The following is a 21,596-nucleotide window of genomic DNA, read 5'->3' on the forward strand; positions in this document are numbered from 1 at the left end:
GTCGAACGTGAGCGGGCCCGCCCGCACTCCTCCGACGTCTCCGGACAGCGACACGGGCGCCCAGCGCCCGGGACCCGGCGAACCACCGGCCGGGCGGCACCGGCCCCGCTCGGCCGCGCCGCGGGCCCTCCCGCCCGGCGTGTTCCGTCCCCCGTCCGGGCCTCCCGTACAGCAGACCTTCTCCCACGGCCCGCCGTACGTGAGGGCCCGCGGCCGACCGGCCACCGGAGCCGTCGGCCGACACGCGATGCCGTTCGACGCCGCGCCTCGCCACGCCACGGTCGGCCGGGGGGCGAAGGGCCGCCGCCGGACCCGTGCGGCGCCGGCGCACCCGTACGACGTACCCGCGAGGCGCCGGCGGAGTCACCGCGCGGCAGGGAGTTCCGTCACCGTCAGCGGAGCGTCACCCTGTCACCGGGTGGTCCTTCCGCCGCCCAAACAGGGGCGAAAGCCGCGCTGAACTGGAGTCCCGCCCCGATTCACCACCCCTGGGTCATCACACGGCGCGATCCGCATTCCTATGATGGGCCCACGGCACCGCGGGCCGCTGCGACCAAGCAGCCTCAAGCGGTGCAGATGCGGCGCGATGGTGGAGGGGTCGGATGACTCAGGGGGCCGGTCAGGGACCCGAGGTGGAGCGGACGGCGACGTTGCGCGACTTCCGGGTGCCCGCGTACGTCCACGAGTCAGGGCCGTACGCCCACATCCACCCCGGCGACACCGCCCCGCCCGTCGACGAGGCGTACCCCGACGGGTACACCCCCACCCAGCGCGACCTGCCGGTCATCAACCGCGGCGACACGCTCCAGATGCCCGTCGACCCCGCCCCCGCGCCGGCCCCGCCGTCCGACAGCGGCCAGGGCCCGCTGTACGTCGTGGGCGACGTCCACGGCTATCTCGACGAGCTGCTCGCCGCCCTGCGCGAACAGGGCCTCATCGACGACGCGGGCCAGTGGTGCGCCGGCACCGCCCGCCTGTGGTTCCTCGGCGACTTCACCGACCGCGGCCCGGACGGCATCGGCGTCATCGACCTGGTGATGCGGCTGTCCGCCGAGGCGGCAGCGGCCGGCGGCTACTGCAAGGCCCTCATGGGCAACCACGAGCTGCTGCTCCTCGGCGCCAAGCGGTTCGGCGACACCCCCGTCAACTCCGGCGCGGGCACCGCCACCTTCCAGGCGGCCTGGCTCCTCAACGGCGGCCAGAAGACCGACATGGACCGCCTCCAGGACCACCACCTCCAGTGGATGGCCCGCCTGGACGCCGTCGAGCAGGCCGACGGCTATCTGCTCGTCCACTCCGACACCACCGCCTACCTCGACTACGGCGACTCGATCGAGGCCGTCAACGACACCGTCCGCGAGACGCTCACCCGCAACGACGCGGACGAGTGCTGGGACCTCTTCCGCAAGTTCACCAAGAGGTTCTCCTTCCGCGACGAGGGCGGCGCGGACGCCGTGCGGTCGCTGCTCGATACGTACGGCGGCACCCGCATCGTTCACGGCCACAGCCCGATTCCCTATCTGCTGGGCGAGGTCGGCTCCGAGGACGGCGAGGACGGCACCGGCCCCAACGTCGCAGGACCGCACGTCTACGCCGACGGGCTCGCCATCGCGATGGACGGCGGAGTGACCATGGCCGGAAAGCTACTGGTCCGGAAACTTCCCCTGGCTGACTGAGCGTTCCCCGGGCAGACGCCTCCGGACGGAACACGCGCAGGCACGTGCAGGCCGGCACGCAATTTCCGGCAATCCCCTGTCACCGCGCGCCGTCACGGCTCTACCATCGGCTTATCCGTAGCAGGCTCCCCTCCGTTTCTGCCCGACGGCTCGCCGGCGTGCGAGCCCCAAGCCCTACGGAGCATCGGGGGATGCACATGAACAGCGTTCCGCAGCACCTGCTGAGCGAGGACCGCTTGGAATACGAGCGGATCCTCGATGAGGCGCTGCGCTCCGCACCACACCGACCCGAACTGGCCGGTGTCGGCCAGCGGCTCAACACCGAACAGCTGCGCACCATGGCGCTCAACGCCACCGTGCTGATCACGGCGGCCGCGGCGACCGAGTACCAGCACTACGTGAAGGTCCGCGAGGAACTGCGCCACCCGGCGTCGTCCACCCCGTCGTCCGCCCGCGAATCCCGCTCGGGGGAGCCGGGTTCGGGCGCGATGGGGCTCGCCACCACCCTCGGCGAGGCCGCCGAGACCGCCGGCGCGGGCGCCGTCGCCATCGTCGCGGTCCTGGCGCCCGTCCTCGCCGGAACAGCCGCCGCGATCTTCCTGCTCGTCGGCTACATCCTGAAGATGATCGACCCCGCGCCCGCGTTCGCCCAGACCATGATCACGACGGGCTGGGTGTTCGGCGCCGTCACCGCCGCGGCGATCCTCGTCGCCGCCGTCGGACTGCTGCTCACCGCCCTGCGCAACAGCCCCTCGCTGGAGGCCGGGGCGTACGACGAGGCCAACGCGGAAGTGGTCCGCGCCAGGGAGGCATGGCAGGAGGCGCTGCTGGAGCGCGGCATCGTGCCGTTCCTGCGGGACGCCCTGACCGGCCTGGCCGGCCCCGGAGCACCGGTGGTGCACCCCACGGCCCCCTCGGGACCGGCCGGCCGCATGCCCCGCCTCGGCTACGGCCGCCCGGGCTTCAGCAGCCCCGACGAGGGCGCGGGCTCCCGCCCGAGCTTCAGCAGCCCGGACTACACGAGCCCGGACTTCGGAGGCCCGGAACACCAGCCGGACTGACCCGGCTTGCGCCCCCACCACCGGGGGCGCAGGCCGGTCACCCGGCCCGGGGACGGGGGCGGTTTCCAGCCATGTTCCGAATGGCTTGGCAGCCAGCTCGCAGCCCAGCCGGACCCCGATGACCGTCGCCGCCGATCAGACGATGCCCGCCCGTCCGGCGGCAGCCACCCAGCTCGGGAACTCGGACAGGAGCCTGTCGTACAGGTCTTGGTCGGGGACGGCGCTGATGTCGTCGACGGCGAAGAACCCGACGTTGTCGACGCGCCGGCCCGGCAGCGTGTCGAAGCGCTCCAGAACTCCGTAGTTGGCGCGTCCCATGCCCACGAACTGCCAGAAGATCGGTTCCTCGACCGCTTCCCGGAGTTCCCGCTCGATCGCGGCGTCGCGGTAGACGCCGCCGTCGGAGAAGAACAGCACGAGGGTGGGAGCGGCGGCCGGGTTGTCCCTGACGTAGGCGCGGACCTCGGCGATCACCTTCTGCTCTTCGTTCTGGATGCCGACGGCGCGCATGTCGACCTGCCCGGCCTCCAGCCGTCTGCTCGCCTTCCGGCTGCGGCGGAAGAGGCTCAACTGCCCGACCCGGACGTGCAGCCGCAGCCATTCGGGAAGCTCCCCCAGCCGCAGATCGGGCAGCCGGGCGGGGTTCGAGGCGAACGTCCAGGCCTGCATCTCACCGTCGTCGTCGAGTTGCGCGGCCACCGCGGCCATACGTTCCACCACGTCGGCCACGACGCCCTTGGAGTAGAGGAGGGCCATGGAGCCGGAGGCGTCCAGGACCAGCACGACCCGGGCGGTGACCCCGGCCGCCCCGTGCTTCCGCAGACTCACCGCCACCTGCTCCTTGCGCAGCGACAGCCGCTTACGCATGTCCACGGGCAGCCGCTCCTCACCCTTGCCGAGGTGGGGAACGGCGGGTGCCGGGTGGGGGACGGGAGGCGCGGGAGGCTGCACGGGCGGAGCTGAAGGTGTTGAGGGAGCTGCGGGGACGTCGCCGACGACGTCACCGGTGGAGCCGGTGTCGCCGCTGTCGACGGTGATGCCGAAATCGGTCGCCAGCCCGGCGAGCCCGGAGGCGTACCCCTGCCCGACCGCACGGAACTTCCACTGCCCCGCCCGCAGATACAGCTCACCGCCGATGAAGGCGGTCTCGGTGCTCGCCTCCATGGGGAAGCGCGCGAGTTCGCTCCGTGTGCCGGCGTCCAGCAGCCGCAAGGTCAGTCCGGGCACCTGGCCGAACGTCCCACCGTCGGCCGACGCGCTGAGCACGACCCGTTCCACGGCGGGCTCCAGCAGGCCCAGATCCACCTGGACGGTGTCGGTCAGCACACCGGCGTCGCGCTGCTTCCCCAGGTGCGTCACGGCGTTCGACGGGTGCCGCGGCTGGTTGCAGAAGACGAAGTCCCCGTCGTCACGTACGCGTCCGGCCGAGGTGAGCAGCAAGGCCGAGGCATCAACGTCAGGCACCCCGACCCCGTCGGCCCAGACCAACTCCACACGCACAACGGAAGCACCAACAGAAAGATTCGCACCCTTGCTCAACGCCCTGCCGTCCATGTCCCCAGTCTGCCCACCCGAGCCAACACCAGGGACCCCTCTGGAGACCTCAAGGAAACGCAACCCGCGGCTGTCCAGCCCCGCGGCTATCGGCCCAGCCACCCGCGAAGTGCGGAGCCGCACGGAGTTGCATCGCCGAATCCACGGGTCCGCCGCGTGGAGTCACATGGTCTGTAGCAGAGCCAAGCGTCTCCAGCGGAGCAGAACGGCCCGCAACTCCTTCGCATGAGGCGCCTCCGCCGTGACGTCCTAGGATGCGTCAGTCCTCCGGCGGATCCGGATCATCGTGCGGCAAGGGGAGTCCATGCGCCTGTCCAGCTACGTCGGGAAGGCCGTCATGGGCGCGGCGTTGATACCCCTGCTCGCCGGGTGCACGGGGGAACAGGGCGCCGGCGGGGCCGTGGAGCGAGCCATGGAGAAGCCTGCCGCGGAGCGAGCCGCGAAGAGGCCTGCCTCCTGGACGGACCTGCCGGTGCGGACCGGCCGACGGGACGTCGTCCACACGGACACCGATCATCGGTCGTACGAAGTCGGGATCACGGTCAAGAGCCTGGTCCGGGGTTCGGAGGAGGACATGCGGGGGGCGCGCGTGGACGGTGAGCTGAAGGGCATGGTCCCCCACTACCTCACCTTCGAGGTCACCAACACCGGCCGGAAGGAGATCCCCGCCGCCTACAGGGTGGACAGCGACCTCGCCCTGAACGGCACCGACTGGACGCGCGGGGAGAAGGTCTACGTCAGCGGCGGCAGGCCGGGCGGGGTCGACCTTCCCTGCGCGGACACCGCGCCGAAGACGCTGGCGCCCGGTGACTCGTACGACACCTGTGTGACCTATGCGCTGCCCGAGGGCGTCGGCGTGCTGTCGGTGACGCACAACGCCGACGGCTACCTCGACGAGGGCGGCGCGGTCGCCACCTGGCCCGTCGAGGGCGGACTCAAGGCAGCATCCGCCGGACTGGCGAAGCCTGGCGACATCGTCCGCGTCCGGTGGGACGCCCGCGAGGACGGTGTCCTCGAACTGCCCGCCACGCTGGTTTCCGTACGCCGGGGCAGCGCGGCCGACCTCGCGGGCCTGGACCTCGACCTCAACGAGAACGAGCGGCGCGGCGTCCCGTACTACGTGTCGGTCACCTACACCAACACCGGGTCGAAAGACCTCTACGCCGACCAGGCCGACCGCGTCCGCCTGCTCACCCAGGGCGGTCGGCAGATACGGGGGAAGACCCCCTTCGTCCTCGACACGAAGATCCCCGGCTGTCCGTCCGACTGGGTCGCCCGGATGATCCCGCCGGGCGACAGCGTGACGGAGTGCAGCATCCACCTGGTGACGGACGACGGCGACAAGCCGTTCGCGGTGGGCTTCGCGGAGGCGGGCCGGCCGGGACTGGTGGCCTGGCGGGCCCCCCTCCGCTGAGGCGGCCGGGTCAGCCGGCCGAGCCACCGCCCGTCTCCGCGAGCGGCAGGTACACGCGGTTGCCCGCCGCCGCGAACTCCTTCGACTTCTGGGCCATGCCCTCCTCGATCTCCGCGCGGCTGCCGCCGTGCTCACGGCGGATGTCCTGGCTGATCTTCATGGAGCAGAACTTCGGGCCGCACATCGAGCAGAAGTGGGCCGTCTTGGCCGGCTCGGCCGGGAGGGTCTCGTCGTGGAACTCCCGTGCCGTGTCGGGGTCCATGGCGAGGTTGAACTGGTCCTCCCACCGGAACTCGAAGCGGGCGTCGGACAGCGCGTCGTCCCACTCCTGCGCGCCGGGGTGCCCCTTGGCGAGGTCGGCCGCGTGGGCGGCGATCTTGTAGGTGATGACGCCCGTCTTGACGTCGTCACGGTTGGGCAGGCCCAGGTGCTCCTTGGGCGTGACGTAGCAGAGCATCGCCGTGCCCCACCAGGCGATCATCGCGGCGCCGATGCCGGAGGTGATGTGGTCGTACGCCGGCGCGACGTCCGTCGTCAGCGGGCCGAGCGTATAGAACGGAGCTTCATCGCAGATCTCCTGCTGAAGGTCGATGTTCTCCTTGATCTTGTGCATCGGGACGTGTCCCGGGCCCTCGATCATCGTCTGTACGTCAAAACGCCTGGCGATCCGGTTGAGTTCCCCGAGCGTCCGCAACTCCGCGAACTGCGCCTCGTCGTTGGCGTCCGCGATCGACCCCGGCCGCAGACCGTCGCCCAGCGAGTACGTGACGTCGTACGCCGCGAGGATCTCGCACAGTTCCTCGAAGTTCTCGTACAGGAACGACTCCTTGTGGTGCGCGAGGCACCACGCGGCCATGATCGATCCACCGCGCGAGACGATGCCGGTCTTGCGGTTGGCCGTCAGCGGTACGTACGCCAGGCGCACGCCCGCGTGGACCGTCATGTAGTCCACGCCCTGCTCGGCCTGCTCGATGACCGTGTCCTTGTAGATCTCCCAGGTCAGCTCCTCGGCCCGGCCGTCGACCTTCTCCAGCGCCTGATAGAGCGGCACCGTGCCGATGGGGACGGGGGAGTTGCGCAGCACCCACTCGCGGGTCGTGTGGATATTGCGGCCGGTGGACAGGTCCATGACCGTGTCGGCGCCCCAGCGGGTCGCCCAGGTCATCTTCTCGACCTCCTCCTCGATGGAGGACGTCACCGCCGAGTTGCCGATGTTGGCGTTGACCTTCACCAGGAACCGCTTGCCGATGATCATCGGCTCGATCTCCGGGTGGTTGACGTTGGCGGGCAGTACGGCCCTGCCCGCCGCGATCTCCTCCCGGACGACCTCGGGAGCGACGTTCTCCCGGATGGCCACGTACTCCATCTCCGGGGTGATCTCTCCCCGGCGGGCGTACGCGAGCTGGGTGACCGCGCCGCCCGCGTGGCCGCGGCGCGGCTGACGCGGCCGCCCGGGGAACACCGCGTCGAGGTTGCGCAGCCCGCCCCGCGGCGACGTGTGCTTGAGACCGTCGTCCTCCGGGCGGACGGGACGGCCCGCGTACTCCTCGGTGTCCCCGCGGGCGATGATCCAGTTCTCCCGCAGCGGCGGCAGCCCCCTGCGGACATCGGTGTCGACGAGCGGATCGGTGTACGGGCCGGAGGTGTCGTACAGCGTGACCGACTTCCCGTTGGTGAGGTGCACCTGACGGACCGGCACACGCAGGTCGGGGCGCGAACCCTCGACGTACCCCTTGTGCCAGCCGACGGAATTCCCCGTCTCCCCGGCCTCCCCGTCGGACGAACCGTCGACGGAGTCGACAGCACCGTCCGTCGCGTTCTGCGTGGAGGCAGGCATGCGTGCGTCCTTGATGGTCATGAGACCTACTCCCTACGCCGGCATTACCCGGTAACAGGTTCGGCGGTCGACGCAGCGATATCCGTCAGTCGGTGTCCCGTGTGAAACATCACTCGTTGTTCCACGTGAAACATCGCCAATACGGAGGTCAGCGCCCTCTCAGCCCGGTGCTCCGAGCTCCCGCGTGTGCAAAGGTGGCTCCACGCTAGCGTCAATTCGGGCGCGGTGAACAGAGGGCCCCCACCCTCCTTGCGATGATCGGGCGGTGACCACGACGCATCAGCCCCCGTTCCCGCCGCCCGAGCCGCCGCGCGGGCCCGGCTTCGGACAGCGCGGCGGACACGGCCGCGACGGCCACGGCGCCGGTGACGGCCACGACCACCACCCCGGGTACGGCGGCCACGGCCAGGGCGGCGACACCGGCTCCGACGACGGGCACGGGTCCGGCGGCGGACACGGTCATGGGCACTCCCACAGCCATGGCCCCGCCGCGCCCGTCTCCAAGCATCTGCGCAAGGTCATCGCGGCCGTCCTGATCCCGTTCACCGCGGCCGTCGTGGTGGGTCTGGTCGTCCTCTGGCCCGGCGGAGCCCCGCCGCACGAGCGCACCGGTGTCGGCTTCGACCGCCAGACCCAGCAGGCCACGGTCACCCGGGTCGTCGGCGTGAGCTGCAAGTCGGTGAACGCCTCGGGGGGCACCCCGACCGGCGACACCTCCACCGCCGAGGGCAACTCCGCCCAGCAGCAGGCGAACGGCACCTGCAAGAAGGCCACGATCCGCGTCGACACCGGCAACGACAAGGGCCGTACGTTCACGGAGATCGTGCAGCCGGACCAGTCACGGCAGTTGTCCCAGGGCGAGAAGGTCGTCGTCGCGTACGAGCCCTCGGCCCCGAGGGAACTCCAGTACTCCGTCACCGACGTGAACCGGAAGTTCCCGATGGCGCTGCTCGCCGGCATCTTCGCGCTCGCCGTTGTGGTGGTCGGCCGACTGCGCGGTCTGATGGCACTGATCGCCCTGGCCGTCAGCTTCCTGGTGCTGACCCTGTTCATCCTGCCCGCGATCCTCCAGGGCTCGAACCCCCTGGTCGTGGCGGTGGTCGGGGCGAGCGCCATCATGCTGATCGCCCTCTACATGTGCCACGGACTGTCGGCACGCACCTCGGTGGCGGTGCTCGGCACCCTGGTCTCGCTGCTGCTGATCGGCTTTCTGGGCTCGGAGTTCATCAACTGGGCGGCGCTGACCGGCAACACGGACGACAGCACCGGCCTGATCCACGGCCTGTACCCGTCGATCGACATGAGCGGTCTGCTGCTCGCCGGCGTCATCATCGGTTCACTGGGTGTGCTGGACGACGTGACGGTGACCCAGACCTCCGCCGTCTGGGAGCTGCACGAGGCCAATCCGACGATGGGCTGGCGCGGGCTGTACCGGGCGGGTATCCGCATCGGCCGTGACCACATCGCCTCGGTCGTCAACACCCTGGTCCTCGCCTACGCCGGCGCGGCGCTGCCCCTGCTGCTGCTCTTCTCCATCGCGCAGAGCAGCGTGGGGGCGGTCGCCAACAGCGAGCTGGTGGCGGAGGAGATCGTGCGCACGCTGGTCGGCTCGATCGGTCTGGTGGCCTCGGTGCCGCTCACCACGGCCCTCGCGGCCCTGGTGGTCTCGGCCGACCGGCCCGGATCGCACCCGGAGGCCCTGGAAGCGGCCCAGCCGGCCGCGGCACGCGCGGGGCGGGGCCGACGCCGGAAGCGGTGACCCCCGCGAAGAAAGCAGGGCGGCCGAGCAGAAGCGTTCCTGCGTAGGCCGTCACTCCGTATGCGAACCACGATCGCCCCGCCGCACCGCCCCCGACGTCCAGCCCGCTAGCCCGCGCTCTGCTCCTCGGCCAGGATGCGGTCCAGGGCCTCCTCCAGATGGGCGTCGAAGTCCGCGAGGGCCCCCTCCTGCCCCAGCGGCACCAGCTTGTCCGTGCGGTCCAGGAACGCCACCAGCGGCGGCGCCGAGGAGCGGAACACCGCCTGGTCGCCGCCGACCTGGAGCCGGATCAGCACCTCGCCCAGCGTCTCGTGGTCGGTCGGCGCGATGTGCACATCACCGTCGCCGCACGGCCGGCCCACTCCGTCGATCAGCAGCTCCCGCCCGAACGCCCATGTCACCGGGGCGTCCCCGGGCAAATGGAAGGTCAGGCGCACGGCATAGGGATCGCAGGTCTCGTACCGCAGCTCCACCGGGATGCGGAAGGAGAGCTCCTCGGAGACGAGAAAGCTCATCATGACCTCTGCCTGTACGGACTCGCGCATCGCCTACCCCGTCATGTGACGCCGACTGGCCTGGAATGACCCCTTTGACACTGGTGGCATCTTGCTGAACGTGTACACCGGATCACAAGGAGTGATTTTTCAGATGCTGATAGAGAGGGCGAGGGACCCCAGGCGGCGCCCCACCTCGTCCTGCAAACGGTGTGCCGCTGACGTCAACCTGTCGCCCTGGTGGGACGGCAGGGAGAGGGCCACCGTGGCCACGGTGGTGCCGAAGGCGATCGGAACCGCGGCACAGATCGTCCCGAGCGCGTACTCCTGGCGCTCGGTCACCGGTTCGAGCCGCCGCATCCGTTCCAGCCGCCGCAGCAGACAGCGGCCGTCACGCACCGTGTACGGAGTGAGCGAGCGCACCGGGTAGCGGTCGAGGTGGTCAACACGGGCTTCCTCGTTCAGCTGGGACAGCAGGCACTGCCCCACCGCGTGCGCGTGCCCGGTCTCACGGAAGTCGGCCCACTCCTGGACCGCGGGGCTCGCCTGGCTGTCGGCGACGCTCAGGACCTCGATCTCGCCGTCGCGGTAGGCCGCGTAGTAGATCGCCGCACCGATGGAATCGCGCCACTGCGCCAGGGTGTCGGCGATGGTGCTGCGATATTTCTGCCGCGCCCCGCTGCTGTTCAGCCGCTCGGCCGCCTCGCCGAGGAAGAAGAGGCCCTTGTCGCGGCGCAGATAACCCTCGTGCACCAGGGTGCGCAGCAGGTGGTAGGCCGTGGGGAGGGCGAGGGCGGTCTCGCGGGCCAGTTGTTTGGCCGGGGCCCCGTGCTCGTGCCCGGCGACCGATTCCAGCAGCCGCATCGCGCGCTGCACGGACCCGATGAGCGTCGCGGACTGCGGCTGATCCGGGAGGGCCGTAGAAGGCGGTCTGCGCACGGCGGGCGGCGCGGAGCGGGGAACGGGGGGTGCGAGCGGTACTGCGCGGGCGGTGTCGACCGAGGCCAAGGGGCACTCCCGGAGCGCGAGGGGGCAGCCCGTGCGGAGGGTCATGGATGGGGTGTACGCCGGGTGCGGGGCCGCTGCGCCCCGACGGGGATTCCGGACTCTAACCGCCCTGAGCCGCCCGCGGACCGGTCGGCCCGGAAACTTCCCTCGCGCGGGGGAACCGGTGATTCCTGTTACCGTCACCGGCTTCCCGCGCGGCTCACCAGTCGTTGCGCGACGAGGAGCCGGCCGTGAACTTCCGCACGATGTAGATCAGTCCGCCGACCAGCGCCACGAAGACCAGCGCCTTGAAGAGCAGGCCGATCACGAAGCCGACCACGGTGGCGATCAGCCCGCCGAACACGACCAGGGCGATGACCGGCACCGCGACCCACTTCACCCACCACGGCAGTCCCGCGAAGATCTCTCGCATCGCCCTCGTCCTTTACGGTCTCGTCGTATCGATGTCCTGCTGTCGATGCTAGAGCCGCGCGGGGCCCCCGCGGACGCCTCGCGCCCCTTGTCCTCCCCTGACCGGTCCCCTAGGGAACCCCGAGGAACGGCTCACGCCTCAGGGGGAGAGAAGACCACCAGGACCCTCAGGTCCTCGCTGATGTGATGGAACCTGTGCGGGACGCCGGCCGGGACGTACACCACGCTGCCGCGCGCCACCTGTGTGGTCTCCTGGCCGACGGTGATCGCCGCGCGGCCGCTGACGACGAAGTACACCTCGTCCTGGTTGTGCGGCTTCTGCGGGTCGAGCTCGCCCGCGGCGAGGGCGTAGAGGCCGACCGACATGTTCCGCTCCCGCAGGAACTGAAGATAGGCCCCTTGGTTGGCGGCTCGCTCCGCCTCCAGTTCGTCCAGCCGGAATGCCTTCATCGCGCTTGTTCGCCCTCGCCCCACTGCTCGTCGCCGATCTGGTCTGCCACGATCAGACACATGAAGAATTTCGTAGTCAAGACGATCGCCAACGCGTGCGCCCTGGCGGTCGCCGTCTGGCTGCTCGACAAGATCACACTGACCGGTGACGGCACGGGCAAGAAGATCGGCACCCTGATCCTGGTCGCGCTGGTCTTCGGCCTTGTCAACTTCCTGGTCAAGCCGATCGTGAAGGTGCTGACCTTCCCGCTGTTCATCCTCACGCTCGGCCTCATCACGCTCGTGGTGAACGCGCTGATGCTGCTGCTGACGTCCTGGGTGTGCGACAAGCTCGACCTGAGCTTCCACGTGGACGGGTTCTGGACCGCCGTCCTGGGCGGTCTGATCATCTCGATCGTCTCCTGGGCCCTCAACGTCGTCCTGCCCGACGCCGAGGACTGAGGGCCATGACCTACCGCGTCTGTTTCGTCTGCACCGGAAACATCTGCCGCTCCCCGATGGCCGAGTCCGTCTTCCGGGCCCGTATCGCCGAGGCGGACCTGGGCGACCGGGTCGAGGCCGACAGCGCCGGCACCGGCGGCTGGCACGAGGGCGACGGCGCCGACCCGCGCACCGTCTCCGTCCTGGAGGCGAACGGCTACGACGGCGACCACACGGCCCGCCGGTTCCAGGCGTCCTGGTTCTCCCGCCTCGACCTCGTGATCGCCCTGGACACCGGCCACCTCAAGGCCCTGCGCCGCCTCGCGCCCACCGCGGAGGACGCGAGCAAGGTGCGGCTGCTGCGCTCGTACGACCCCGCCGCCGGGGACGACCTCGACGTCCCGGACCCCTACTACGGGGGCCTCGACGGCTTCGAGGAGTGTCTTGAGATGGTGGAGGCGGCGAGCGACGGCCTGCTCGCCGCAGTACGGAACCACCTGGAAGGACGGGCCGCATGAGCGATCACACCGTGGACGAGGGCATCACCGGCGACGGCACGCGCGCGGTGCGCGCCGGGCTGCCGGAGCCGGTGAAGAACGAGCCGACACTGCCCGGTCCGGTGTTCGCGGCACACTTCCACCTGCCGGGCGAGGTGTCGGGGCCCTATGCCTACGGCCGCGACGACAACCCGACCTGGACCCTGCTGGAGCGCGCCATCGGCGAGCTGGAGGCCCCGGACGCGGCCGGCGTCGAGACGCTGGTGTTCGCCTCCGGCATCGCCGCGATCTCCGCGGTCCTCTTCTCCCAGCTGCGCTCCGGCGACACGGTCGTGCTGCCCTCCGACGGGTACCAGGTGCTGCCCCTGATACGCGGCCAGCTGGAGGCGTACGGCGTCGAGGTGCGCACCGCGCCGACCGGCGGCGACGCCCAGCTCGACGTCCTCGACGGGGCCCGGCTGCTGTGGATCGAGACCCCGTCGAACCCGGGGCTCGACGTGTGCGACATCCGGCGGCTGGTCGAGGCCGCCCACGCGCGGGGTGCTCTGGTCGCCGTCGACAACACCCTCGCGACGCCGCTCGGGCAGCGTCCGCTGGAGCTGGGCGCCGACTTCTCCGTGGCCAGCGGCACCAAGCAGCTCACCGGGCACGGGGACGTGCTGCTCGGGTACGTCACGGGCCGCGACGCCGAGGCGATGGCCGCCGTACGCCGCTGGCGCAAGATCGTCGGGGCGATCGCCGGGCCCATGGAGGCATGGCTCGCGCACCGCTCCATCGCCACGCTCCAGCTGCGGGTGGACCGGCAGAACGCGACCGCCCTGACACTGGCGGAGGCCCTGCGGCAGCGGCCGGAGGTGAGCGGACTGCGCTATCCCGGGCTGCCCGACGACCCCTCGTACCCGATCGCCTCGCGGCAGATGCGGCGCTTCGGGTGCGTGGTCTCCTTCACGCTGCCCACGCGCGCGGCGGCCGAGCGCTTCCTGGAGGCGCTGCGCCTGGTGGACGACGCCACGAGCTTCGGCGGGGTGCGCTCCACGGCCGAGCGGCGGGTGCGCTGGGGCGGGGACGCGGTGCCGGAGGGCTTCATCCGGATGTCGGTCGGCGCCGAGGACGCCGACGACCTGGTGGCGGACGTCCTGCGCGCACTCGACGCGGCGGCGGACTGACCGGCGCACCTCCCGTACGACGGACGGTCCGAGCCTCCCCCCTCGTGGCTCGGACCGCCGCGGTCCCGCGCGCGAAGAACCGCGCCAACAAGGCTAGTTGACTCTCTGTCAGTGTCCAATCACCGTAGCGACAGCGACCTATCGACTTATTTATAGTTGGGCTCTGCCTGGGCCGGGACAGGCGGGGACAGGGGGACGACGCGCCATGGATCTGGCCTTGCTGCGTACGTTCGTGACGGTGCACCGCGCCGGCTCCTTCACCCGCGCCGCCGCCCTGCTCGGCCTCTCGCAACCCGCCGTCACCTCGCAGATCAGAACACTGGAGAGACAGGTGGGCCGCCCGTTGTTCCTGCGGCAGGCACGCGGAGTGACGCCCACGACCATCGGCGACGAACTCGCCCACAAGGCCGCACCCCATCTCGACGCCCTGGTGGAGATCGCCGAGACGGGTCTCGACGACGAGTCCTCGGTGCGGACCCTGCATCTCGCCGGCCCTCCCGAGTTCACCGCCGAACGCGCCCTCCCCGCCCTCACCACGCTGATCGGGGACGACGGCCAGGGCTACGCGCTGCGCGCCTCGTTCGGGAACGCCGAGGAGGCCCTGGAGGGGCTGGCCGCGGGGCACCACGATCTGGCCATCGGGACGGCCCGTCCGCGTGGCGCCCTGCTCACCGCGACTCCGCTCTGCGACGAGGAGCACGTCCTGGTCGCCGCTCCGCGCTGGGCCGAGGAGATCGCCTCCAAGCAGGTGTGCGGCAAGGGAGCGCCCACGCTGGAGAACCTGCCCGTCGTGGAGGTCCATGAGTCGATGCCCTTCGTCTCCCGCTACTGGGCCTCGGTCTTCGACTGCCGTCCGGCGGCCACGGGCACGGTGGTCGTCCCCGATCTACGAGCGGTGCTCGCCTGTGCGATCGCTGGCGCGGGTCTCGCGGTGCTGCCCCGCTATCTGTGCGCCCCGGCTCTGGCATCGGGCGAGGTGGTCGCCCTGCACGAGCCCGCGGTGCCACCGCTGCGGACGTACTTCCTGGTGGTGCGCACCGGCACACTGGCGATGCCGCACATCGCGCGGGCGCACGAGTGGCTGCTGCACGCGGCCGTGGAGTGGAGCTGAGCGCCCTCGGGCCTATCACACCCCAGGTGCTCGGACCGTGGGACTTTGCGATGTTTCACGTGGAACCAGCCGGGCCACATTCCCTCCATGACCGTCCGACCCGTGGTCAAGCGCACCGCCCGTGCCGTCCTGCTGGACGGCGACGACTTCATCCTGATCAAGCGCACCAAGCCCGGCGTCGATCCCTACTGGGTCACCCCCGGTGGCGGCGTCGAGCCCGAGGACTCCACCGTCGTCGACGCCCTGCACCGCGAGGTGCACGAGGAACTCGGCGCCAAGATCACCGATGTCGTGCCCTGCTTCGTGGACACCGTCGAGCACATCGGCGAGGACGGTGGGGCGACCGGTGTGAAGGTGCAGCACTTCTTCGTCTGCCGGCTGGAGTCCATGGACCCCGCCCTGCGGCACGGTCCCGAAGTGGACGAGCCCGCGGGTGAGTACGAGATCGTGCGTGTCCCGTTCACCCGCGTGGGCATCGCCTCGGTCCATCTCGTACCGCTGTCTCTGCGGCACTATCTGGACGGCAACATCGAGGGCGTGCGCGCGATGCACGCCCCGGACCTCGGCTGACGACCGCTCCCGGCCGACGGTTCAGTCCCCGATGACCACCAGTTCCTCGACGGAGTCGTGCCGTATCCGGTGGGCCGGGATGCCGATGTCGCGCAGCGTGTGGAGCCCGTTGCGGATCATCCCGGGCGGACCCGACAGATAGGCGTCGTACTCGTTCCAGGGGCCGAACTCCCGGACGGCGTCGGGGAGCTGGAGGTGCGCCTGCTGGTCGATCACCGCCCGGACCGACAGCCAGTGGTGGGTCTGCTGGAGCCGGAGCATCGTGTCGATGTCGTACAGGTCGTGGTCGGTGCGGGCGCCGTAGAACACCTCGACGCGGCGGCGTGTCCCGTGTTCGGCGACGTCCTCGACGAGGGCCTTGATGGGCGCGATGCCGGTGCCGCCGCCGAGGCACAGCAGGCCGTTGTCCGTGCTGTGGTCGACCGTCATGGAGCCGCCCGGCGGACCGAGCCGGATGACGTCTCCGGGGCGGGCCCGGTGCACCAGGGCGTTGGAGACCCAGCCCGCGGGCACGGCCTTCACATGGAAGGTCAGCAGCCCGTCCGAGCGGGGTGCGGAGGCGAAGGAGTAGTGCCGCCAGATCCGCGGCCACCAGGGGGTCTCCACGCTGGCGTACTGGCCGGCGAGGAAGGGGTAGGGCTGATTGGGGCGGACGGTGACCACGGCCACGTCCGGTGTCCTCAGGTCGTGGGCGACGACCTCGGCCTGCCACCAGGCGGGGGCGCGCAGTTCGTCGACGGCCGCTGCGTCGATCATGACCTGCGAGATCGTCGTGTACGTCCGCACCCAGGCCGCTTCCAGTTCCTCGTCCCAGACGGCGGCGGCGTACTTGCTCAGCGCGCCGATGAGGCATTCGCCGACGGCCGGGTAGTGCTCGGCCCGGGTGCCGTACTTGCGGTGGCCGCGTCCGAGGTTCTGGAGGTAGTCGACCAGCACGGGTGTGTTGTCGATGTGCTCGGCCGCGGTGAGCAGGGCCTTGAGCAGCCGGTCGCGCTGGGTGTCCATGGCGGCCGGGAACAGCGACCGCAGATCGGGGTGGCGGACGAAGAGCAGGGCGTAGAAGTAGGAGGTCACCTTGTCGGCGACGGGCCCGATCTCCGCCATGGTGCGGCGCACGGCGATGGCGTCGGGAGAGGCGTTCTCGGTGGCGGGCGCGGGGCGCTGCGGGGGAACACGGTCCTGGACGGGGGCGCCGGTGTGGTCCGTGCGCGCGGCGGGCGGACCTGCGGGAGCCGGGCGTACGGCGCCCTGGGCGGGGTCGGAGGGTCCGGGGGCCGGTATTCGCTCATGGCCCGCACGGGACGCCGGAGGGGCACCTGGGCCGCCGAAGGCTCCCTGCCCGCCAGGGCCCCCCGCACCGCCCGAGGTGGCCGGTCCGCCGGGAGCGACGGGAGGTGCGGGAACAGTGGAGGCCGCGGGAACGGTCGGAGCACCGGGGGCTGCCAGAGTGCTGGGAGCCGCCGGCGTGCCGGGGGCGGCCTGGGCCGCGGGGGCCGCGGGAGCGATCGGACGGCTGGGCATGCCCTGTGCCCCGGGGGAAGCCGGAGGTGCGGACGGGGCCTGTGCGGCCGGGGTGGCGCGGGGGGTTCCGGGGACCGTGCGGGGGGCGCCCTCGGTTGCGGGGCGGCCTACGGGTCGTACAACGGCCGGACGGCGGATCTCGTCCGGTTCCCGATCACCGGTCGGCGGCGCGTCCGGTTGGTGCTTGCGCGGGGTGAACCAGCCGCCCCCGCCGGACGTGCCGTTGTCGGCCGACGTGGTGGTCGGAGCGTCCATGGTGTGCCTCGCCTCGAACATCTTTCGGTCGGTCTGCGCACTTCCTCATTCGGAAGGTGCCTGCTTTCCCCCGCGGACGGCTGGCCATTTCCGCTCCGGCCAAGCGGCCGAAGAGGCCACCGCAGCATCGCATCCCGAACGGATGCTCCAGCCCCATACCGCGAATTGCGGTTCTTCGATCTCTCCGTCCCTTTAAGCTGCGTTGCCCTGCTCTGGATCAGTGCGGAGTCGTGCCACCCCGGACATCAACCGGAGTCGACCATACCGGGCGTCGCCCTCCACACAAGTCCCCCCTCTCTCCCCCACGATTCGCGGCGGGGACGAACGAGCATTTCCCTCAACTACAGGGTGTTGCGCACCACTTCACAGGCGGCCCATGGATTCCGCGCCGGTGCCCACCGGGCGAACCCGCACCGTTGACCACGAGACCAACCGGGGGGCTCCACGTCCGCACGACGAATCCGCAGGTCGCCCATCGTTCGCCGGTGTTTCACGTGAAACACCCCGCGCCCGTTCTCCTGTCGCGCGGACGGCGCGGGCATGGCCAAAAGGTCGTGCGTCTGTACCGAAACAGGTGGACGTGGAGGGTATCGGTCGGACAGCCTGACCTGCGTGCCGACTCCTTTCCTCGCCGCTCTGCCCATTCGCCGTCTGACTCCCCGTGATCTCACCGCCTGCGCGGACTTGTCACAGGATCGGGGGTGGCCACGGGAGGAACACAAATGGGGCTTCCTCCTCGCCGCGGGAAACGGATACGGCATCGACGACCCCGAGGGCGGGCTGGTGGCAGCGTGTGTCGTCACGGAGTACGGCCCGCGTGAACGCCCCCACCTCGGCGCCGTCGGCATGGTCCTGGTCGCCGAACGGCACGCCCGCCAGGGAGTCGGGCGCCGGCTGATGCGCCAGGTCCTCACGACGATGGGGACCACGCCGCTGACCCTGTATGCAACACCGTACGGCCGTCCGCTGTACGAGGAGCTCGGCTTCAAGGTCACCGGCCGGGCGGAGATGCTGCGAGGGCGGTTCACACCCGGCGGACCGGAGCCGCGGGTGATGACACGCGCGGCCACGGCCGAGGACCTCACGTCGATCGTGCGGCTCGACGAGGAAGTGTTCGGCCTCGATCGCACCCACATCATCACGCGGCTGCCCGCCTTCGCCGACCTGCTGCGCGTGGCCGAGGAGAACGGACGGATCATCGGCTACACGGCGGCCTGGCCCAACATGGACACCCATGTCGTCGGCCCACTGATCGCTCGTGACACGGAGACGGCCAAGGCACTGATCACCTCGCTCGCGGCCCACACCGACCGCCCGCTGCGCACCGACATCGACGTGCGGCACGAGGACCTGCTGGCGTGGGCGAAGGAGCGCGGGATGGCGGGCGTCTCCGCCAACTCCGTCATGACGTACGGCATCACGGACCTGCCGGGTGACTGGACCCGGCGTTTCGCACCGCTGACCGTGGCGGCGGGCTGAGCGGTCCCCTGACGACGACGCCAGCCCCCACTCCTCGGTGGGGGCCGGCGTTGTCATAGGGCCGCTCGGGTCTCGGTGGCCGTCGGGCGGCGGACGTGGGCTCAGGCGAGCTTCTCCACCTTCTCCACGGCGGTGAGGGCGAAGCCATGGTCCTGCTCGGGAGCGCCGCCGCCGACGCCGATCGCGCCGATCAGCCGTCCGTCGCGGTGGACCGGGACACCGCCGGCGATGAACAGCAGGGGCCGGTCGAGCGCGGTGGGCAGGGTGTGGAAGAGGCCGCCGGGCTGGACCGCGTCGACGAGGTCGGCGGTGGGCGCGTTCAGCTGGAGCGCGGTGTACGCCTTGCGGGTGCTGGTCTCGCCGGAGATCAGCACGGCGCGGTCGTCGCGCCGGAAGGCGAGCAGATGGCCGCCGGCGTCCAGGACGGTGACGCTGACCGTCACTCCGGCGGCCTCGGCCGCGCGACGGGCGGTGTCGACGAGGAGTTCGGCGTCCTGGGTGGTGAGCGGGGCGACGGTGATCGTGCTCATGAGGTGTGTCTCCTTGGGGTGGTGCAGAGGGGGTTCTTGGGGGTTGGAGGGGGTCAGGAGTGGTGGACCGCCGTCCGCTGCCCGGCAGGCGTGCCGCCGGCCACCACGGTGCCGGGGGCGCCGTGCCGGCGCTCCAGGGCGGCCGAGAGGACGGCGAGGACGAGGGCCGCGGCGGCGAGGACGGCGCCGACCCAGTTCGGGGCGGTGTAGCCGAGGCCGGCCGCGATCACGAGGCCGCCGAGCCAGGCGGAGAGGGCGTTGCCCAGGTTGAAGGCGCCGATGTTGACGGCCGACGCCAGCGTGGGGGCGCCGTGCGCCTGGTCGAGGACACGCTTCTGGAGCGGCGGGACGGTCGCGAAACCCAGGGCGCCGATCAGGGTGATGGTCACGGCCGCCGCGATCTTGTTGTGGGCGGTGAGCGTGAACAGGGCGAGCACAACGGCCAGGGCGCCGAGCGAGAGGTAGAGCATGGGCATCAGGGCGCGGTCGGCGAACCTGCCGCCGACGAGGTTGCCACCGACCATGCCGAGGCCGAAGAGGACGAGCAGCCAGGTGACGGAGTCGTCGGCGAAGCCGGCGACATGGGTCATCATCGGCGCGATATAGGTGACGGCCGCGAAGACGCCGCCGAAGCCGAGGACGGTCATCGCCATGGCGAGCAGGACCTGGGCGTTCTTGAAGGCGGCCAGTTCGTGGCGGAGACGGACTCCCTCGGGCTTCGGCATGTCCGGGACCAGCCGGGCGATGCCCGCCAGGCCGACCAGACCGAGCACGGCGACGATGCCGAAGGTGACGCGCCAGCCGACGTGCTGCCCGATGAGCGTGCCCAGGGGGACTCCGACGACATTGGCCACGGTCAGCCCGGTGAACATCATCGCGATGGCTCCGGCCTTCTTGTCCGGGGCGACCAGTTCGGCCGCGACGACCGAGCCGATGCCGAAGAAGGCGCCGTGCGCGAGTGAGGCGATCACCCGGCCCACCAGCATCACCGCGAAGACGGGGGCGACGGCGGAGATCAGGTTCCCGACGATGAACAGGCCCATCAGCAGCATCAGCATGCGCTTGCGGGAGACCTTGGTGCCGAGCACGGTCATCAGCGGGGCACCGGCCACGACACCGAGCGCGTAGCCGGTCACGAGCAGGCCCGCCGTGGGGATGGAGACCCCGAAGTCACCCGCGACCTCGGGCAGCAGACCCATGATCACGAACTCGGTCGTGCCGATGCCGAAGGCCCCGATCGCGAGAGCCAGAAGCGCGAGAGGCATGGAGGTACACCCTTCCCAGACGATTGCAGGAGCGCTTTGCGTGCGTCCACAATAGTTGCAGACGCTGGCTATAGGCAAACGAAGGATATTGCGAACCTGCTCTATCCTTGTTCTCAGCCGCTCCGGGACGGAGGAAACGCCACATGACAGCGACGGACCCCGCGCTCACCGCCCTCGCGCAGGGCTGGTCCGCCCTCGCACTGCTGCACGGCAGGATCGAGGCGCACATCGAGCGCGCCCTGCAAGCGGGGCACGATCTGAGCGTGCGCGAGTACTCCCTGCTCGACGTGCTCAGCCGACAGCACGACGGTGATGGGGGGCATCTGCAGATGAAGCAGGTCGCCGACGCCGTCGTCCTCAGCCAGAGCGCCACCACCCGGCTGGTCACCCGCCTTGAGGACCGCGGTCTCCTGGAGCGCTATCTGTGCCCGACCGACCGCCGTGGCATCTACACGAACGTCACGCCGGCCGGGCTCGCGCTGCTGGAAGCGGCGCGGCCCACCAACGACGCCGCGCTGCGCGAGGCCCTCGACGAGGCGGCGAAGAACCCCGAGCTGGCTCCGCTCGTGCGCGTCGTGGAGTCGCTGAACGTGCCCGCATAGGGTGCGGGCATGGGAGATCTTGAGATACGCGCCGCGGACGCCGACGACATCCCGGTGATCGTCGGGATGCTCGCCGACGACCCACTGGGCGCACAGCGCGAGTCACCGGACGACCTCGCTCCGTACCAGGAGGCGCTGGAACGACTGAGCGCGGACCCGAACCAGCATCTGGTGGTCGCCGTGCGGGAGGGCCGTGTGGTCGGCACGCTCCAGCTCACGATCGTGCTGGGGCTGTCCCGGCGGGGTGCGACAAGATCGATCATCGAGGCCGTCCGCATCCACGCCGACGAGCGCGGCAGCGGTCTGGGGACGCGGCTCATCGAGTGGGCGGTGGAGGAATCCCGGCGGCTGGGCTGCCAGTTGGTCCAGCTGACGTCCGACCGGACGCGGACCGATGCCCACCGTTTTTATGAGCGGCTCGGGTTCACGGCCTCCCATGTGGGCTTCAAACTCCCGCTCTGACAAGCCAAATCGGCAGGGAACGGAAGAAGCGGCCTGTTTCACGTGAAACAGGCC

General features: G+C 70.7%; 21 protein-coding genes, 1 pseudogene and 1 riboswitch. Of the genes and pseudogenes, 12 read left to right on the top strand and 10 right to left on the bottom strand.

The genetic code is table 11. The features are described 5' to 3' along the window. Positions 1-602 precede the first annotated feature (602 nt). Complete coding sequence (locus tag AB0F77_RS15620; protein ID WP_361947524.1) at positions 603-1,676, top strand: metallophosphoesterase; 1,074 nt, start codon at positions 603-605, stop codon at positions 1,674-1,676. 191 nt (positions 1,677-1,867) lie between these two features. After that, on the top strand, positions 1,868-2,737 hold the full coding sequence (locus tag AB0F77_RS15625; RefSeq protein ID WP_361947527.1) for a hypothetical protein: 870 nt from the start codon (positions 1,868-1,870) through the stop codon (positions 2,735-2,737). 135 nt (positions 2,738-2,872) lie between these two features. Here AB0F77_RS15625 and AB0F77_RS15630 read toward each other — a convergent pair whose 3' ends face one another. Further along, positions 2,873-4,291, bottom strand: a complete 1,419-nt coding sequence (locus AB0F77_RS15630) for a VWA domain-containing protein (protein ID WP_361947530.1) — start codon at positions 4,289-4,291, stop codon at positions 2,873-2,875. Positions 4,292-4,595: 304 nt separating this feature from the next. On the opposite strand from AB0F77_RS15630, the gene AB0F77_RS15635 reads away from it, so the two are divergent. Then, positions 4,596-5,705: a hypothetical protein gene (locus AB0F77_RS15635; protein WP_361947533.1), complete on the top strand. Its 1,110-nt coding sequence runs from the start codon at positions 4,596-4,598 to the stop codon at positions 5,703-5,705. A 10-nt stretch (positions 5,706-5,715) separates the two neighbouring features. Here AB0F77_RS15635 and thiC read toward each other — a convergent pair whose 3' ends face one another. Further along, positions 5,716-7,563, bottom strand: a complete 1,848-nt coding sequence (gene thiC, locus AB0F77_RS15640; protein WP_361947536.1) for a phosphomethylpyrimidine synthase ThiC — start codon at positions 7,561-7,563, stop codon at positions 5,716-5,718. Further along, positions 7,556-7,736, bottom strand: a riboswitch (TPP riboswitch). (Overlaps the previous gene by 8 nt.) Before the next feature lie 71 nt (positions 7,737-7,807). Between thiC and AB0F77_RS15645 the strand changes: the two genes are divergently transcribed. Beyond that, positions 7,808-9,301 (top strand): YibE/F family protein, encoded by a 1,494-nt coding sequence (locus AB0F77_RS15645; RefSeq protein WP_361947539.1) that lies wholly within the window; start codon positions 7,808-7,810, stop codon positions 9,299-9,301. A 107-nt stretch (positions 9,302-9,408) separates the two neighbouring features. Here the strand turns inward: AB0F77_RS15645 and AB0F77_RS15650 are convergent, their stop codons facing one another. The 5 genes and pseudogenes from AB0F77_RS15650 to AB0F77_RS15670 all read right to left on the bottom strand — a co-directional run bounded on the left by AB0F77_RS15650 (position 9,409) and on the right by AB0F77_RS15670 (position 11,664). Further along, on the bottom strand, positions 9,409-9,846 hold the full coding sequence (locus AB0F77_RS15650) for an SsgA family sporulation/cell division regulator (protein WP_361947542.1): 438 nt from the start codon (positions 9,844-9,846) through the stop codon (positions 9,409-9,411). 11 nt (positions 9,847-9,857) lie between these two features. Beyond that, positions 9,858-9,947: pseudogene (locus AB0F77_RS15655) on the bottom strand (hypothetical protein); the annotation flags it as partial. Continuing rightward, entirely contained in the window at positions 9,946-10,848 is a 903-nt protein-coding gene (locus AB0F77_RS15660) for a helix-turn-helix domain-containing protein (protein ID WP_361947545.1), read from the bottom strand. The gene AB0F77_RS15660 and the pseudogene AB0F77_RS15655, both read right to left, overlap by 2 nt. A 154-nt stretch (positions 10,849-11,002) precedes the next feature. Beyond that, the gene (locus tag AB0F77_RS15665; RefSeq protein ID WP_361947547.1) at positions 11,003-11,215 is read right to left on the bottom strand and encodes a DUF5326 family protein; all 213 of its coding nucleotides are present in this window, start codon (positions 11,213-11,215) and stop codon (positions 11,003-11,005) included. 131 nt (positions 11,216-11,346) lie between these two features. Then, positions 11,347-11,664: a cupin domain-containing protein gene (locus tag AB0F77_RS15670; protein ID WP_361947550.1), complete on the bottom strand. Its 318-nt coding sequence runs from the start codon at positions 11,662-11,664 to the stop codon at positions 11,347-11,349. Between the two features lie 60 nt (positions 11,665-11,724). Between AB0F77_RS15670 and AB0F77_RS15675 the strand changes: the two genes are divergently transcribed. From AB0F77_RS15675 to AB0F77_RS15695, 5 genes are all read left to right on the top strand, one after another. Then, positions 11,725-12,105 (top strand): phage holin family protein, encoded by a 381-nt coding sequence (locus tag AB0F77_RS15675; RefSeq protein WP_361947553.1) that lies wholly within the window; start codon positions 11,725-11,727, stop codon positions 12,103-12,105. Between the two features lie 5 nt (positions 12,106-12,110). Next, positions 12,111-12,602: a low molecular weight protein-tyrosine-phosphatase gene (locus AB0F77_RS15680; RefSeq protein WP_361947556.1), complete on the top strand. Its 492-nt coding sequence runs from the start codon at positions 12,111-12,113 to the stop codon at positions 12,600-12,602. Next, positions 12,599-13,747, top strand: a complete 1,149-nt coding sequence (locus tag AB0F77_RS15685) for a cystathionine gamma-lyase (RefSeq protein ID WP_361947559.1) — start codon at positions 12,599-12,601, stop codon at positions 13,745-13,747. Before AB0F77_RS15680 ends, AB0F77_RS15685 begins: the two co-directional genes overlap by 4 nt. Positions 13,748-13,952: 205 nt before the next feature. Beyond that, on the top strand, positions 13,953-14,858 hold the full coding sequence (locus AB0F77_RS15690; protein ID WP_361947562.1) for a LysR family transcriptional regulator: 906 nt from the start codon (positions 13,953-13,955) through the stop codon (positions 14,856-14,858). A gap of 87 nt (positions 14,859-14,945) precedes the next feature. Further along, positions 14,946-15,428: an NUDIX hydrolase gene (locus AB0F77_RS15695; protein WP_361947565.1), complete on the top strand. Its 483-nt coding sequence runs from the start codon at positions 14,946-14,948 to the stop codon at positions 15,426-15,428. A gap of 21 nt (positions 15,429-15,449) precedes the next feature. Here AB0F77_RS15695 and AB0F77_RS15700 read toward each other — a convergent pair whose 3' ends face one another. Further along, positions 15,450-16,550 carry a globin domain-containing protein gene (locus AB0F77_RS15700; protein ID WP_361947766.1) on the bottom strand — a complete coding sequence of 367 codons (1,101 nt, stop codon included), beginning with the start codon at positions 16,548-16,550 and terminating at the stop codon, positions 15,450-15,452. Between the two features lie 1,266 nt (positions 16,551-17,816). Here AB0F77_RS15700 and AB0F77_RS15705 point away from each other — a divergent pair. Further along, complete coding sequence (locus tag AB0F77_RS15705; protein WP_361947568.1) at positions 17,817-18,683, top strand: GNAT family N-acetyltransferase; 867 nt, start codon at positions 17,817-17,819, stop codon at positions 18,681-18,683. Positions 18,684-18,784: 101 nt separating this feature from the next. Here the strand turns inward: AB0F77_RS15705 and AB0F77_RS15710 are convergent, their stop codons facing one another. Both AB0F77_RS15710 and AB0F77_RS15715 read right to left on the bottom strand, forming a co-directional pair. After that, positions 18,785-19,213: a heme-binding protein gene (locus tag AB0F77_RS15710; protein WP_361947570.1), complete on the bottom strand. Its 429-nt coding sequence runs from the start codon at positions 19,211-19,213 to the stop codon at positions 18,785-18,787. 53 nt (positions 19,214-19,266) lie between these two features. Beyond that, positions 19,267-20,478: an MFS transporter gene (locus tag AB0F77_RS15715; RefSeq protein WP_361947573.1), complete on the bottom strand. Its 1,212-nt coding sequence runs from the start codon at positions 20,476-20,478 to the stop codon at positions 19,267-19,269. A 143-nt stretch (positions 20,479-20,621) separates the two neighbouring features. Here AB0F77_RS15715 and AB0F77_RS15720 point away from each other — a divergent pair, with 143 nt between their 5' ends. Further along, positions 20,622-21,080, top strand: coding sequence for a MarR family transcriptional regulator (locus AB0F77_RS15720; RefSeq protein WP_361947576.1), 459 nt, complete (start codon positions 20,622-20,624; stop codon positions 21,078-21,080). A 9-nt stretch (positions 21,081-21,089) separates the two neighbouring features. Further along, on the top strand, positions 21,090-21,542 hold the full coding sequence (locus AB0F77_RS15725) for a GNAT family N-acetyltransferase (protein ID WP_361947579.1): 453 nt from the start codon (positions 21,090-21,092) through the stop codon (positions 21,540-21,542). The last annotated feature ends 54 nt before the right edge of the window (positions 21,543-21,596 follow it).

The organism is Streptomyces sp. NPDC026672 (assembly GCF_040638185.1).
Classification (GTDB): Bacteria; Actinomycetota; Actinomycetes; order Streptomycetales; family Streptomycetaceae; genus Streptomyces.